The 13,584-nt window shown below is 57.7% G+C and carries 23 protein-coding genes and 2 other RNA genes; all 25 read right to left on the reverse strand.

Annotation, left to right across the window (positions count from 1 at the left end; translation table 11 throughout):
• Window positions 1-96: 96 nt before the first annotated feature.
• Complete coding sequence (locus BFL40_RS32355; RefSeq protein WP_071487755.1) at window positions 97-1,383, reverse strand: PBECR2 nuclease fold domain-containing protein; 1,287 nt, start codon at window positions 1,381-1,383, stop codon at window positions 97-99.
• Complete coding sequence (locus BFL40_RS32360; RefSeq protein WP_071487756.1) at window positions 1,383-2,939, reverse strand: DUF935 domain-containing protein; 1,557 nt, start codon at window positions 2,937-2,939, stop codon at window positions 1,383-1,385. Before BFL40_RS32360 ends, BFL40_RS32355 begins: the two co-directional genes overlap by 1 nt.
• The gene (locus BFL40_RS32365) at window positions 2,939-4,492 is read right to left on the reverse strand and encodes a hypothetical protein (protein WP_071487757.1); all 1,554 of its coding nucleotides are present in this window, start codon (window positions 4,490-4,492) and stop codon (window positions 2,939-2,941) included. The genes BFL40_RS32360 and BFL40_RS32365 overlap by 1 nt, the downstream gene beginning before the upstream one ends.
• A complete protein-coding gene (locus BFL40_RS32370; RefSeq protein WP_071487758.1) occupies window positions 4,489-5,001 on the reverse strand; it encodes a DUF3486 family protein in 513 nt (170 codons plus the stop codon). The genes BFL40_RS32365 and BFL40_RS32370 overlap by 4 nt, the downstream gene beginning before the upstream one ends.
• A 3-nt stretch (window positions 5,002-5,004) precedes the next feature.
• The gene (locus BFL40_RS32375) at window positions 5,005-5,316 is read right to left on the reverse strand and encodes a hypothetical protein (protein ID WP_071487759.1); all 312 of its coding nucleotides are present in this window, start codon (window positions 5,314-5,316) and stop codon (window positions 5,005-5,007) included.
• Window positions 5,313-5,624, reverse strand: coding sequence for a hypothetical protein (locus BFL40_RS32380; protein ID WP_071487760.1), 312 nt, complete (start codon window positions 5,622-5,624; stop codon window positions 5,313-5,315). The genes BFL40_RS32375 and BFL40_RS32380 overlap by 4 nt, the downstream gene beginning before the upstream one ends.
• Window positions 5,621-5,905, reverse strand: a complete 285-nt coding sequence (locus tag BFL40_RS33505) for a TraR/DksA C4-type zinc finger protein (protein ID WP_369679263.1) — start codon at window positions 5,903-5,905, stop codon at window positions 5,621-5,623. The genes BFL40_RS32380 and BFL40_RS33505 overlap by 4 nt, the downstream gene beginning before the upstream one ends.
• Entirely contained in the window at window positions 5,823-6,464 is a 642-nt protein-coding gene (locus BFL40_RS32385; RefSeq protein WP_071487761.1) for a hypothetical protein, read from the reverse strand. Before BFL40_RS32385 ends, BFL40_RS33505 begins: the two co-directional genes overlap by 83 nt.
• Window positions 6,461-7,096 (reverse strand): transglycosylase SLT domain-containing protein, encoded by a 636-nt coding sequence (locus BFL40_RS32390; protein WP_071487762.1) that lies wholly within the window; start codon window positions 7,094-7,096, stop codon window positions 6,461-6,463. The genes BFL40_RS32385 and BFL40_RS32390 overlap by 4 nt, the downstream gene beginning before the upstream one ends.
• A 2-nt stretch (window positions 7,097-7,098) precedes the next feature.
• Window positions 7,099-7,386, reverse strand: a complete 288-nt coding sequence (locus BFL40_RS32395) for a putative holin (protein ID WP_235864737.1) — start codon at window positions 7,384-7,386, stop codon at window positions 7,099-7,101.
• Window positions 7,386-7,703 (reverse strand): hypothetical protein, encoded by a 318-nt coding sequence (locus tag BFL40_RS32400; RefSeq protein ID WP_071487763.1) that lies wholly within the window; start codon window positions 7,701-7,703, stop codon window positions 7,386-7,388. The genes BFL40_RS32395 and BFL40_RS32400 overlap by 1 nt, the downstream gene beginning before the upstream one ends.
• Before the next feature lie 122 nt (window positions 7,704-7,825).
• A complete protein-coding gene (locus BFL40_RS33990; RefSeq protein WP_139213531.1) occupies window positions 7,826-8,131 on the reverse strand; it encodes a hypothetical protein in 306 nt (101 codons plus the stop codon).
• Between the two features lie 192 nt (window positions 8,132-8,323).
• Complete coding sequence (locus BFL40_RS32410; protein WP_071487765.1) at window positions 8,324-8,767, reverse strand: Mor transcription activator family protein; 444 nt, start codon at window positions 8,765-8,767, stop codon at window positions 8,324-8,326.
• The gene (locus tag BFL40_RS32415) at window positions 8,764-9,183 is read right to left on the reverse strand and encodes a gp16 family protein (protein WP_071487766.1); all 420 of its coding nucleotides are present in this window, start codon (window positions 9,181-9,183) and stop codon (window positions 8,764-8,766) included. The genes BFL40_RS32410 and BFL40_RS32415 overlap by 4 nt, the downstream gene beginning before the upstream one ends.
• A 21-nt stretch (window positions 9,184-9,204) precedes the next feature.
• An RNA gene (locus tag BFL40_RS32420) (hammerhead ribozyme type II) lies at window positions 9,205-9,274 on the reverse strand.
• A complete protein-coding gene (locus BFL40_RS32425) occupies window positions 9,273-9,677 on the reverse strand; it encodes a hypothetical protein (RefSeq protein ID WP_071487767.1) in 405 nt (134 codons plus the stop codon). The genes BFL40_RS32420 and BFL40_RS32425 overlap by 2 nt, the downstream gene beginning before the upstream one ends.
• A gap of 5 nt (window positions 9,678-9,682) precedes the next feature.
• Window positions 9,683-9,753, reverse strand: an RNA gene (locus BFL40_RS32430) — hammerhead ribozyme type II.
• Window positions 9,752-9,997 carry a hypothetical protein gene (locus BFL40_RS32435; protein ID WP_071487768.1) on the reverse strand — a complete coding sequence of 82 codons (246 nt, stop codon included), beginning with the start codon at window positions 9,995-9,997 and terminating at the stop codon, window positions 9,752-9,754. The genes BFL40_RS32430 and BFL40_RS32435 overlap by 2 nt, the downstream gene beginning before the upstream one ends.
• Window positions 9,998-10,056: 59 nt before the next feature.
• A complete protein-coding gene (locus BFL40_RS32440; RefSeq protein ID WP_071487769.1) occupies window positions 10,057-10,698 on the reverse strand; it encodes a DUF3164 family protein in 642 nt (213 codons plus the stop codon).
• Window positions 10,699-10,701: 3 nt separating this feature from the next.
• The gene (locus BFL40_RS32445; RefSeq protein WP_071487770.1) at window positions 10,702-11,085 is read right to left on the reverse strand and encodes a hypothetical protein; all 384 of its coding nucleotides are present in this window, start codon (window positions 11,083-11,085) and stop codon (window positions 10,702-10,704) included.
• Window positions 11,078-11,569: an HI_1489 N-terminal domain-containing protein gene (locus tag BFL40_RS32450; RefSeq protein ID WP_071487771.1), complete on the reverse strand. Its 492-nt coding sequence runs from the start codon at window positions 11,567-11,569 to the stop codon at window positions 11,078-11,080. Before BFL40_RS32450 ends, BFL40_RS32445 begins: the two co-directional genes overlap by 8 nt.
• A complete protein-coding gene (locus tag BFL40_RS32455) occupies window positions 11,569-11,751 on the reverse strand; it encodes a hypothetical protein (protein WP_071487772.1) in 183 nt (60 codons plus the stop codon). The genes BFL40_RS32450 and BFL40_RS32455 overlap by 1 nt, the downstream gene beginning before the upstream one ends.
• Window positions 11,735-12,109, reverse strand: coding sequence for a helix-turn-helix domain-containing protein (locus BFL40_RS33510; protein WP_074851709.1), 375 nt, complete (start codon window positions 12,107-12,109; stop codon window positions 11,735-11,737). Before BFL40_RS33510 ends, BFL40_RS32455 begins: the two co-directional genes overlap by 17 nt.
• The gene (locus BFL40_RS32460; protein ID WP_071487773.1) at window positions 12,109-12,846 is read right to left on the reverse strand and encodes a hypothetical protein; all 738 of its coding nucleotides are present in this window, start codon (window positions 12,844-12,846) and stop codon (window positions 12,109-12,111) included. Before BFL40_RS32460 ends, BFL40_RS33510 begins: the two co-directional genes overlap by 1 nt.
• A complete protein-coding gene (locus tag BFL40_RS32465) occupies window positions 12,846-13,568 on the reverse strand; it encodes an AAA family ATPase (protein ID WP_071487774.1) in 723 nt (240 codons plus the stop codon). The genes BFL40_RS32460 and BFL40_RS32465 overlap by 1 nt, the downstream gene beginning before the upstream one ends.
• Between the last annotated feature and the right edge of the window lie 16 nt (window positions 13,569-13,584).

The following is a 13,584-nucleotide window of genomic DNA, read 5'->3' on the forward strand; positions in this document are numbered from 1 at the left end:
TCCTACTATCCAGTTACCCCATTGAGTGAGCAGTCCCCGCCAGGACCTCCAGGCCTACACTCAGGGTTTAATCGCGTGTGGCGGCGCGCGGTTTCATCACTTCTTATCGATCTGTGGCCTGCGGTACAGCCGAACACCGATCCTCAGTTGTTCCAGGTAGTCAGGATCATTTGACTCCGGGGAGAACGTCGTTACCCCGTCCCATCCATCGTCACCCACTTCAAATACAGACAGCGCCGGTACTGGCTCACCGTCGATCTGGTAGCGCGAGATGTACCGGCGCCGGACCACAGCTTTGTTCCTGGAATAGAGCCATTCCAGCCTTACCCATACCTCGTCAGGGTCTTTGATCGCGTCGGCCAGGAGTAACAGTTCCCGTGCGTGCCCGCGCTTCCTGATCTTTAAAGCACCGGTTTTGGCATTAGTGAACAGCTCCCGGCCGATCACCACGGCATCTCCCGTCACGTCCTTGAACACGACAGGCGCCGCCTCAGTTGCGCCGAACTCTGCTAGGAAACGGCCTGCATACTCGGAGTCAGTTAAGCCGGTGGGCAACAACCGATTCGCAGGCATCTCGCGGGCTGCTGGAAGTGCACCAGGTGCGCGTCGGTTGGGCAGACCCGCACCCTGCACGCTACTGGCCCGCGCCCCTGGATCGGGTAACGGATCGTAAGCTCGTAGCGGTGGCACTGCGGCATTGAGGCGCGATTGACCTGGCGCATAGTCAAAGCCCGGATCAATCCCTTTGGGCACACGAACAACACGCGGGCCATTGGGGCTGTTCACACCGATGGTCCGATCCTCGTACTCCACAACAGGTGATGGGCCGACCGTCAGCCCCATGCGGTCAACGTCGCGTTGGCTCGCCATGAACTTCTTGCACTTGCAGCCCCAACCATTCTGGGGCGAGTGGGTCGCCCACCAGGGATCATCCAACGGTAATGTTGTTCCATCCCAAAACAGATGCTCAGCTCTCGGGTGTGCGCTGTCGCCGTGCCGGTAGACTCCATATGGTCGACGCTTGCGTAACTCTGGGTCGGCCATCTGAGTTTCACGACCGGCGTTATAGGACTGACGCAGGTTGGTCTCATAGATCACACGGGAACGCCACCCACGGCCACCTTTGTATTGCCAGCCGTGCCTGCCGACGACCTGGTCAAAGTCTTTTCTGAACTGTTCCAGGGTCAAGCCTTGGCTGATCGCCTTCTCTACAGCGCCCCGCATGTCGCCCAGCAGATCACGCTTTGTGGCCCCAGCTACCACAAAGGCCCAGTCATGCTCGACGTTGTAGATGTCAGTCCAGGCCCGAGTCGGGATATCTGTCTTGCCCCGGAAATAGTCGATTTGTTCCTGGAACGGAAGGGAGCCATGAGAGACTGCCATTACAGCCCCCTCAGAATATCGGCACGGCCAGCCAGGCTGGCGGCTGCCAGGCCATCCGCCATAGCATCGGCCATCTGGTTTGTAGTAATTTCAGGATAGGTTTCGACCAGCCGATCCCGGAACTCCTCCAGGCTGCCGACCGAGTCCAGCAGCTCCTTGATCCGGTCGACCATGTCGTCCATGTAGGGACCGGTTACAACCTCCAGAACATTAACCTGGCCATCTACAATGTCTGGCACTGCGGAAGGCTTTGGAGCCGCTTGCTCCCGGTTTGCAGCCCGCGCCAGTGGCAAGTCTGCACCAGGTGACGCCACGCCTAGCAGCTCGGCCCCCTCGGCAGGCTCAGGAATATTGAGCTTGTCACGGACAACCGATTGCTCGACCTTCAACCCCAGCGGCACCAGTTCCTTGAGTGCTTCGATCAGGATCTTGGTATTTTCCGGCTGCGGTACATCAATAATCAAACGTGGGTATGGTCGGCCAGGTGCAAAGTTCAGATCGCACCAGGGGCGTACAAAGTAGCGGTTCAGCGTATTGGATTCGGCCTTGGCGTCAGCTTGGAGCAGATCAAGACGCACCTCGTTGTGAATCGTAGCCTGTGCCTGACTGGAGCCATCGTCCGTAGACATGGTCTGACCAACCACCGCCTTGCTGATCTGCTTATCCCACCACTCGGCCAGGCCTTTGAAAAAGTCCCCAGCACCGGCCACATTCGCGGCCTGGGTGAAATCAATGCGCATGCTTTCTGGAATTACCGCCGCCGCATCACTGCCCAGGTTGGCTACCGCCGACATCAGGGTGGAGATATCTTCCTTGCTGGCTCCTGGTCCGTACCGACCTACGCGCATGGGCATGCCAAAGATGTCAGCGAAGCCCATCCAGTCTTTCCAGGTCCACGCTTTGCACATGTAGCCCACGGCTGCCAGGCGCGCCAGACCACCCCGGATCGGCAAGCCCGAACGAATACGCGGCAGGTGGACGATGAACTTGCACGGCGCCAACGCGACGCCATTTACCGGATCTGCCTCATCGAGCAAGCGCAGTTCCCGGCCCGTGTCGCGGTCGAACTGAAAGAACCGCTGGTCACGCGGCTCAAACCGTAGCGGGTTCCAGATCTTGCCGCTGCGGTCCCACATGATTTCCGAGACGGCATAGCCTTTGCCCATGGCATCGGTCAAGTCGGCCTGGAGTTCGCCAAACTCTGGGGATGCCACCAGCTCCTTTAGCTGATCGGCTCGGCGAATGTCTTCCGGATCATCGCTTGCAGCCTCCACCCGAATATCTAAACCAGAAATTGCGAGCTTGCGGGTGCCTAATACCGAGGCGTAATGCAGATCCCGCTCTTCCATTTCCTCGGCAAGAGTCAGGTAGCCATGAGCCGAACCGTCGGCGGCAGCTTGCAGAATGCTTGCAAGTCGCCCAGGTGTCAGGCCGTTAGCGACCGACTGGTGCCAAACCTGGCGCACGCTGGCGGTGCGAGCGGCTGCCAGCTCTTCGGTGAGCTTGTCGTACTGTATCGGACGACCGTACTGGTCGACGATTTTGGATTGCGCCATTACCAAATGCCTTTTCTGGAGCGCCACCCGGCGCCGATCTGGATCTCTCGATCATGCTGGGATGCAGGTTTAACGCGGTGATATTCGATGATCTCGACTTCCTGGCGTGACGCGTAGTCAGCCAATACAGCAGCGATACCGGCGTCGCCGTGCCGCTTTGGCCCGGCCTTTTCGCCTTTTTCGTTGGTACGCTTTTCCGGGATGCGAGCCACGCCCTTGACCATTCGGAAGGCTCGCACGTCGCTGACCACGTCTTTGTCGGCCGGGATGTCGTAGAAGGTGTCGTCTTCCAAAGCAGCCTTGAATGGCGGCATGTTGTCGCGATACCAACCCTCGGTGAGCATCACCCGCTCAATACGGTTGAAACCAAACTCAATGGCAGTGGCTTCCGATAATTGCGAGCCGTTACCCCTGGCGTCATCGGCGCCTTTGAGCAAGTTGGGCAAACGCCGAAGGATGTAGAACTTGATCTGCTCCTGTTGCTTGAACGGGACGTTACGCAGCTCGACCACAAAGGGCGTGCGCTTGCGTAAATTCTGTTCCTTGAGCAACGGCCAGATGACCGAAAGGTCGCCGGTACGCCCGAAGTCCATGCCGTAGAAGCTTTGGACGTCTAGCGGAATGGCCGAAAGCAGTGGGAGCAAATGCTCTTCGCACCACTCCAGGGACTCAGCTAGACGCAGGTGTTCAGGAATTGTTTCGTAGCCCTGCGGGTACTCCAGGCGCAACACCGGCACGTCTCGGTTACTTCGCTGTTCGACCAGGGCCATGCTAAGAAAGGCCCCGCCGCCTTGGGACGGAACGCAATCAAGCTCTTCATCGGCTGCATCACCGTAGAAGTCGTAGACATCCTGGACCCAAGCGGCTTCCTCCTCGGGCTTGTATTCGATGCCCTTGCGCAGGCATACCCGCTTGTAGAGCCCGTCGGCCACGGCTTCGCGGAACGGGCAGCGGAACAGCATGCCTTTGCGTTTGCCTGCCCGGATGTCGTTGATCAGCTCATTGAACGCATTCTCGGTGCCGTCGTGAGTGCTGATCACATGGACTTCCCCGCCCCAGATCAATAGCGCGAGCGCGGCTTTCAGCAGCTCGGCCAAGTCCTGGTGAAACGCCGCCTCATCAATCACGACCACGCCCTGACGCCCCCGAAGGTTGGACGGGCGGCTGGTTAGCGCAACAATACGGTGCCCGCTGGGGAACACGATGGTGTACGTCTTGATGTGCTTCTCGGGATCGCTATCCGGCCAAATGCCTTCTTCGATCTCTTCGGCCGCATAGTTGAAGGCCCGCGCCCACATGGCACAGGCCTGGATGTACTCGACCGTCATGTCCTGGTTGTAGCCCAGGTAATAGACTGTCTGACCGCCCGCTGGTTTTTCGGCAGCGGCTACCAGGACGTTGTCCGCTGCCTCGGCCCAGGTGAGGCCGATACGACGGGACTTCTCTCCGACCTTGAGCGGCGCACGGATGCCGATCCAGTCTTTCTGATAGTCGAGCAGAACGGCCGGAGCGCTCAAGGCATGAGTGCTGTCCAGGACAAGTGGCAGGCTCACGACGCCATCCCCAGGATCTCGCGGCGGATCTCGTCAACCGTTGCCTGATTCAAGCCGCCTTTCTTGGCGATTTTCTCAACGCGGGATGCTGCCGCCTCGGCCTTCTCACGGTATTCCGCCTGCCATTTCTTCTGGACGACAGACGCTTTACCCAGTTCGGCCACGGCCTTTGCGACCTTCGGCAAGTCCATCTGATCGCCGCCACTCATCAGCAGCTTAAACAGATGCTCCTGGACAAGGCGCATAAGCGCCTCGTTGACCGCGCCCTCATCGTCTGGCGCCGCCTGGACAACGGCCTTAGCCTGCTCGGATGCCATCTTAAGTGACGCCAGCTTGACCTCAAACTCAGAGCCATAGCGATGCAAGGCGCTTTTGCCGATGGAGTAGCCACGGCGATCCAACTCTGCCGCAAGCGCCTCATAGCCGGAAAAATTCGACTCCATGAGGGCGTTATCAAGCCACTCCTTTACCTTGGCCGGAAGCGCGGCCACTTTGCTACGGGGCGGCATGGGTCACGACCAGTACTTTTCAGGGCGAGCAATACCGGGTCGGCATTCAATGGTGTATTCCGCGATGTCGACGCCGATGTGGGTCAACCCGCAAATCCACGGCCCAGATGGTGACTTGTCCAGCGTGACCAGAGAGCGGTCGGCCAGGTAATCCAGTTCGCGGCGCAGTTCCAACTGCGTACCATCAGGAAAGATTCCCTGGATCGTAGAAAGCACAACGGCCTCATGAGGATCCACTGGCCGGGAAGTGTTGAGGGTCAGAAGGATGTACCAGCGTAGAGATTCGCGCCGTACCTTGGCTGGGTCAATGATCATTCACGCACTCCTTTGAGTCGGACATTTTCGAGACGCAAGGCAAGCGCATCGAGCTTGGCCTCAATTACTGTTTGGTTGCGCACGTAGTCCTCACGACGGACGTAGTGCAACGGCATATCTCCCCGCAGGCGTTCAAGGCCAAGCTCCACCTGGCGCAAACGCTCGGAGTCTTTGGCGAACGCCCCGAAGCGGTCATCCAGACGGCTTTCCATTTGAGCCAACAGAACCTTGACTAGGCCCGCAAACATCGCGAGCAGCGTCACGGCCGTTCCGACCAATTGCCAAACCGGCATTTCGATAGTCGTCATCGGCGGTTCATCCGCTCTTGAATGCACTTGCAATCCACACACAAAAGAACGCCAGGTTGCGCAACCCGCCGGCCTTCGGGAATTTCAGTTCCGCACTCTTCACAGTGGGTAGCGGAGACACCGACCGGCTGACGCGCCAGTGCCAATTGCGCCGCAATTGCAGCCTTTCGGGTCGCTTCCTCTATGTCGGATGCGCGATCAAATACGTCCATGGGTGTACCACTCGATAAGGCTTTTAAGCTGCACACGGCAGGAGGCGTATCCCTCACTGTTGCGTACATGGTTTTTGAGGATGTCCGCCTGGGTCACTCCTGAGTCGAGCTGGTCAGCGACTCCGGTGGAGCCAAGAGAATCAGCAGCTCTGCCGGTGGACTGGCTGGTGGCAGACACAGCGACGGCGGCGGGATTGAGGGCTTCGTTCCACACGCGGACAAAGCCAGTAGTGAACACGCCAACAGGAAGCGCTTCGGGCTCATCTTTGAGAGTGCGACGGTAAAGAGTCGTGACACGGGCTATCTCCCCCTGGAGTTTTTCGGTGTTGCGACGATGGCTGGCTTTGGTTTCAGCAAGCTCGGCTGCAAGCACCTGTCGCCTGGCTTGCTCGGCCTGGAGTTCAGCAACAGCCTTGCGGGCTGCCTCGACGGCGGCTTCGGCCAGTGCCTGCTTTTCCTCGGCGTGCTTTTTCCCAAGCCGCTCAACAACAGCGCTGCCCTCGGCCCGGCCACGCGCCAAGCCCTCGTCATATCCATCCTGGTGGTTTAAGTGCAGGCCGATAGCGACCGCAGCAATCACAGCGAGATACCAAGTGGCCGGGCTGATCAGGTCGAGCAAACCTTTCATTGGCACACCCCCTGGCCCCAACCTGCGGCCACATACAACGCTTCCCAACGACGGAGAATGAGTTGTGGGTATTGGCGGTTTTCCTTAAAGGCTGAGGCCGAGCGGCCAGCGTTAAACCGCTCGACTGATCCGAACCAGGTCAGCGGATCGGCGCCCTTTGCCGATGCCAACTTGCGGTCGCGAATAACCCAACCCAGCCCACCGTTATAGGAGGACAGGATCAGCGCCCCTTGCTCACAGGCGTTGCGTGCCTGGATGCGGCTCGCCAGCCAGCGGTCATAGCTGACCAGGGCTTGCATGGACCAGATAGGGTTAAAAGGCTCGACCTTACCAAGGGCCTTTGGGAAAAGTTGAGCCAACCAAGTAGCGGTCGAGGGCATCACCTGGCCCAAGCCTTGCGCACCAACCGGCGATTTGGCATCGAACCGCCAGCGGCTTTCCTGATGGATCTGTGCGGCGAAGGTTGCCACCGGAGCATCAAGGCCCCATTCCGCCTGGGCGATGCGAGTCAAGTCTCGGCGGTAGCGTTCGGCCTGGCTGGGGATCTCGGCCTTGGCAGGCGTGCTGTAGACAGCAATCGCAGCCAGCCCCAACGCGACTGCTCCCATATAGAGAAGAACACGTGAGCGCATAGTCAGAGTCCCAACGTCAGGCCGAGGATGCAGGCCAGCACGACCAGGGCGCGTCGGATACCGGCCATGGGACGGTCATACCGGCGTACTTGATTCGGTCGGGCATAGGGGAACAGCGCCCGGTCGATCCAATAACCGAGCACGCCACCCAGCGTCACCAGGCCGCACTTGTAGAGCACAACCGGGAGCTTGGTGGGAGCAACGATTGCCAGACACGCCATGATTGCAATGGTGATCAAGGTCCAGTCGGTCATGCGTGGCGCACGGGGGCGCCGATGGATAGGGGCCATCAACGAGCTTCCTTCATTGGTTTGAGAACGGAACGGATTTCCGCCATCGAGCGCGCAGCAACAACGGGATTGCTCCGGGCTGGCGCTTGGTCTTGGTAGGTGCCAAATACTGGCGATGTGGTGAGGTGCCTTGGGCGCAGCTTTTCCTTCTGCCGCACAAACTCGGCGACACGGCGCTCGTGGCTTGCCACGATCAACTCAACGCTTACACGCCACTCCGGTGGGCATTTGTCCAATAGCGTCCGCACCTCAGCATCGAAAGGCGTGTCAATAACGAGCTGGGCGTACTGCCTGGATGATCGAGGTGCGGAAGCCATGGGCGAACCTTGCCGGAGTGGATGTCCGGTCTAGATTCGCCTGGTGAGGGGCACTGCTGTGTTTCTTAAACGCACAAGAAAAAGCCCCGCACATGGCGAGGCTTTGAGATACGGGCATGAGGTTAAGAACGCCTGATGGTCCTCATCAGCTCTATATCGCTTTCTGAGGTTCCGGCCTTGCGCTGCTCTGCTTCCCACTCCGCCTCTGACTGATCCTCGGGCGATATGGCCGAAGGGTTCGCGATCTGCTCGTCACATGCGGTGCGGTCTTGCTCCCAGTTATCTCGTGAATGCTGCAATTCGTCCTGGGTCAGCTTGCCGGTGTAGCAGCCGCCGTTGATGAACAGGATATCGGTCAACATCTGGCGGCACGCAGAAAACGCGGAATAGCCTGACTGAGCGTGAAGCTGCTTGTTCGCGGCGCTCATGACACCGACCAGTGAGGACGTGTCGCGGGTCAAGCAAGCATCATTATTCTCGGCCCAAAGACTCTGAGCCAAGGCCCGGTTTGTTGTGGCCTGCCTCAAGTCATCCTTGAGAGCAGCATTAGGGGTTGTTTCCGAGTAAGCCGTCGATGCGAACAAGGCAGAAGCCACTAATACCGCTCTCAAAACCATCATTTAATGGACTGTCCCTTCGTCATAGCCAAATAAGTCAGGCTCGTTGCGACGGTGCAGGAGCCTTTGGCGCGAGATAATCTCATAAATGGTTGGTGACGCAAGCTTGTACTTACGCACCAACTCGGGTGGCTGGATATTTCTGTCGTGCCAATCCTGGAAGATTGCGGCATCCCGCATGGCCTTCTTGAGTGCGTCACCTCGCGGAAGGTAAACCACTGCGCCCCCCATGGTGTCGCATATCGCAAAAACCACAGAGCGGGCAATTTCGGGCACGACGTCTGGCCGATCCTGGAGCCTCACCTTCAACTCCGCTTCAGCAATCCCCACCATTTCCTTGATCGTCCCCTCCCAACGGCGCATAACCGTGGGATTCTCCATATGGGCCAGCACCTTGAGTGGGTCCAGTTTGTCAGAGTCATCCTCAAACAACTGATCATTGCTCATTGTGTCGGCCTCCCGTTGCGCTTCGCGTCATAGGCCAACGCTGAGACAAGGCTCCCCAGTTGCTTAGCGTCCAACCAGTCGACACGCTCAACCTTGAACATCCGCAACGCCATGCCGTCGGCGTATTCCCATGGGCGGTTCGCCTCTGCCAAGAACGCATGGATCTTCCCGACCAGTTTTCCCCGGCCTGGCGCAACATTTGGCACCGTGCAACCTCTGCCGTTGGGCTTTGCTGTGGGCTCCCATCCCAAGCGCTGGAACTCGGCCAGCACCGCCGCCGTTTGCATTGGGGTTATGTCCTTTGCAGACGTGACACCCGCTATACGCTGGAGCAAAGCCCGGTAGGTATCGTCATCTAGGCCCAGGTCTTTCTTGGCGATGTGGATCTTCGATAGCTGTACATTACGTCGATTCATTTTCTCCTTTCTCCCTCACTTCCTCGGCAGCTCATCAGTACCCGGCTGCCACACCGGATAGACCGTCCAGTCGCCTGGAACGGTTTCGCTCAGTGAAGTCTTTCAATAGACGGGTTGTTCGTGACCAGGTGCTTTTTTAGGGAGTTAAAGCTCTTCCAGGACGGATCAAAATAGATGTGCTTCTTTTCCGCCGCTTTCGTAGCTTCTCGCTTTCCAAAAACCTTACGAAGGGATTCGATCTCTTTTTGGCTGTACATTGAGCGGCTGACCTTTCGCAAAAAGCGGCGGGCCTCTTCATGTTTCGGCTCGCCCTTTTCAGACGACATCCACTCGCCTTTGAAATAGCCGTCCACGTACACCGTCGTTTGCCAGCTCTTACTTATCGTCGACACCTGCTGTACCAAGGCGATCTCAAACTGACCACATTGCAGCTTCATAACCCCATAGGGTGTGTCCATCTGCGCCTTAAGCGCATCCCAATCCTCTTGAAGCATCTTGACCTCGGCTGCTCATCAGTACTCGGCCACCGCGCCGAGCAGACCGCCCCGGTTTCCCGAAGCGGTTTCGCTTAGTGGATAGTTGGTTTCATGGTGAGTTTTTCGAGCATTGCCTGGCAGATCTCGCAGTTGCAGCCGACATGCTGGCCCGCCCCTTCAAAGGGAATGCGGGCAACGAGTCGGCCACCGCAGATCATTGCGTTGGCGATCAGGGCGGCTTTGCTGCCGCTGGCTGGGTTCAGGTTGTCTTTGCTGTTTACGGAGATGGACACACCATCGGTGGTGTCGTCTTCGATAGTGATGTGGATCTTGGCCATGTGGGCTGTACTCGCAATAGGTATGAGGCAACTGGTGATGTTTGAGGGGTGGTGTCAGATCAATGCAGCGTCGTCGGCGTAGGTTCCGCAACAAAGATGCTCGCGATATCCAGAGGGATAGGCGCGTATTGATCCGAGTCTCCAATCCGCTCATACACCCGCAGATAGCTTTTAGATCCAACCACCTGGACTGCCTCACCGATGGCCTGCATCGCTCGTTGCCATCGCCCGTCCTGAATCTCCAGCCTGCGAAGGCCCAGCACACGGCCGGTGCTGATCTCGCCCGCTTTATCCGTGCGGAATGCTTCGTTGACCAGGACGCGAACCTCACTACGTGCGTCTTGCGTCCATTCCGCCGCGCACTCATCAATCAACGCTCGCGCAGCCTGTAACCGCTCATCGAACTTGATGGAGTCCTGAACGGCATGAATGATCTTGAAGCGACCATCGAACGTCAGTAGCGTGACATTCCCCTTCTTGCCCCCGATGGCGGCACCATATTGCTCGGCCGACATCTCCACGAAGGCCTTGATGTCGCCGAATGCTGACGCTTTGAATTCGCCCAACAGTGCGGAAACGGCCTGGGCCTTTTTAACAAGCTCAGTGACCAGCTCGTCGCGAGCCAGGTCAATGGGCTTGATCAGTTCCACCGGGACCAAATGGCCCTTGGCGTCTTTGCGATATCCTTCTTGAATAACCATTCTTTACTGCTCCATATTCGTGTCTGGTTTGGTGTTGCGGTGCTTAAGGGCGTCGATGATCTCGCCGATCCTCATACGGCCATTTGCACGTTGTTGGTCTGTAAGAACCGGTTTAGGTGGCGCCTGGAGGCTTTGCCTAACCGGTATTGCTCTAATCAATGTTGCTGGCGCGGGCCATCGTTCACAGCTTGCGAACAAGGCCTCAAATGCTGACCGAACCCGCAACGCGTCTGTTTTTTCGTCCCATCGCTGGGCCTTTCTCAAGGCCACCATCCAAACGTCCAGGGTGTGAGTAACGGCATCGGCAGCGGGCGCACCATCCAGGCGTAAGGCGACCAGCCCCATCAATCCCGCGATGACCTCACGCTGTAGCCAGTCATCAACCATTCAACCGCTCCTGCAATGCTTGCAATGCAAAGGTGGTCTGGCTGGGGCGAGCCAGGGTGGCGGGCTTGACCTCACTCGTTACAGGCATCAGCGCGCTTGAAGTGACTTCGCCCGGCCACTGGCTCATTACCTGGTACAACCAACCGTGCCCTTTAAGAGGCGTCGCCAGGCGCCCCGAGTCGCGAGCCCCCAGCGTTTGTTCAATGGCCCAGATCCAACAAGCAGCCGGGGCATTGAACACAACGCCATTACGCTCAATGCGCTGGGCCTGGATATCCGGCACTACCTCGGCAAGGATCTTGGCGACCCTATCCATAGTCAGTTCCCGCGTCTCCGGCCGGAACAAACCTACATAGCGAATCAGGGAGTTACCCAGTTGACCTGAAAGCTTGAAGGCAAGCCCCAGCGCATCGCGGGCGCCGTCATGGGCGATCAACGCATCCAGGCTGATCGTTGTTCCGCAGTTGGGGCATCGAGTGCGCATCAATGCACCTCCCGTTGTTGCTCGGTCTTTTCAAGTTCTTCCGCACGAATGCGGGCGAACTTATAAGTTTCAGAAAACCCGACGCACTTCTCTCCCTGGTAGAGCCGAATAAGGCTCCGGCCGGAGATGTAGATCTGAACGACGGGCACTTGTGGTTGAACAATCTCAGTGGACAGTTGCATTTCCGGCACCTGCACAGTTGGGGTTGTTGGGGCAATGCTGGCAGGCTCGCCAAAGCTGCATTGATTGCGGGTTATGCGTAGGGGGCTCTTTTTCACGGTAGGTTTGGCACGCCTCAATTGTCAGAACTTCACCAACCGCAATGCACTCAATGCGCCCAAGAGCATCCAACACGCGCCGCTCCACACCTTTAGTGCTGGGACTGGAGTATTTGTTGTTCAGTACAAGACTGACGGCCGTTCGACTGATTCCAACCCTCTCCGCAGCCCGAGTACGATTGGTTTCTCCGACCTCCGCAGCTAACAGGCGGACGAACAACGGCGGTTGGTTGCCCCACTTTGAAATATCGACCTGGTTCATCAAGCCAACTCCAATTGGGCGCGCTGCAAAAGGCTGACTCCAGGACCAGCAACTCCGGCCGCAACAAACTCAGCCAGTAACTTTTTCAACCTGGTGTTCTGCTCTTGCATATCGTTGGATGGGGAAGACTCTCCCGATACGCCACCCGACTCCACATTGGAGAACACCACCTTGTTAAGGTTTGGATCGAATACTTGGAGCGATACAGATTTCTGAATAACGGGATGACGCGGCCCGGTGGACATCCCCGGCGCCAACTTAAAAGTTTGAGGCCCCTGGTAGTCATATTCGCTTGAAAGGAGGTACCCGGCCTTAGTCAACGCACTGAAATAATTAAGCGCATACGCCTGTGTAACTCTGACATCTCCAATACTTGCCATTTCCGCAGCTTGCGCGGCGGTCATCTCACCCATGATTCGCAAGCTACGCCAAAGGCTTTCCGCGCCCGCACCTTGAGTTGAGCGATCACCCGACAGCGTTACCCTAGGGTGTTCGGCCCCTTCGTCACGTACGAGGCGCCATCGGTGATCGGCAAACTCTCCAGCACCATCAACCAGCTCAATAAGCGCGGCTTTATTGAGTGCACGAATGTAGTTTTTGACACTACCGTCCGATTGCCCAGAAAGCTGCACGATTTCCCGTGACGTGAAGCCCTTACGGTTATCGCGCACGGCCTCCCACATGTACTGACGTGGCTCTTTACCGCCCACCAAACGAAGTTGTGTTGCCTTACCCATCAGCGAGTCCTCCGGGCAGGAGCTTCGCCATTATCCCAGCCACGTTTGCCCCAAGCGGACAGATCGATACGATCAAGCATCAGCGCTGCGGCTTCGGACTGAACCCTGTAAAGGTTCACCGCCGCACGGCGCAGGCAACCACTAGTTGCACGATTCAGGTCTTCAAGAAGATCATCAGCAATGTGCAACTTCGGATAACTGGCACTGGCGAGTTGTTTCAGGTCTTCCAGTGTGGCGGCTTGGGCCGGAACCCACTCAAGCACTCGGTTGTGCAGGCGCTCCAGTCGCGACAAAGATGCAGGAACCCGTTCCTCGCCGATCAGAACAATAGTTCCCTGACTGGCGTTATAGATATCCGTCAATACGTTAGCTGCTGCTTTATCCAGCAGGTATTGAACATCATCAATAATCAACGGACGGTTCGATGCAGTGAGTTGTACGGCGATCTGATCAACCATTTCCGACATGGTGCGCGTCGGATGCACCGACATTTCACGAAGGACCGACTGTAGAAAGGCTTTCTTACTCCAGGTATCCCGGCATTCCACGTAATAGGCACGATGCATATTCGCAGCAAAGGCAGCCGCCGCGCTCTTGCCGAAACCGCTTGGGCCATACATGGTGACCAGACCCGGAAGCCCGGCCGGACGCACCTGTGCACGCTTCATGGCACCGGCAAGCAAGCCCACATTGGTCAATGGAACGATTTTGGTTACACTCATTGTGTTGTCTCTCCTT

This window comes from Pseudomonas costantinii, from assembly GCF_001870435.1.
Classification (GTDB): domain Bacteria; phylum Pseudomonadota; class Gammaproteobacteria; order Pseudomonadales; family Pseudomonadaceae; genus Aquipseudomonas; species Aquipseudomonas costantinii.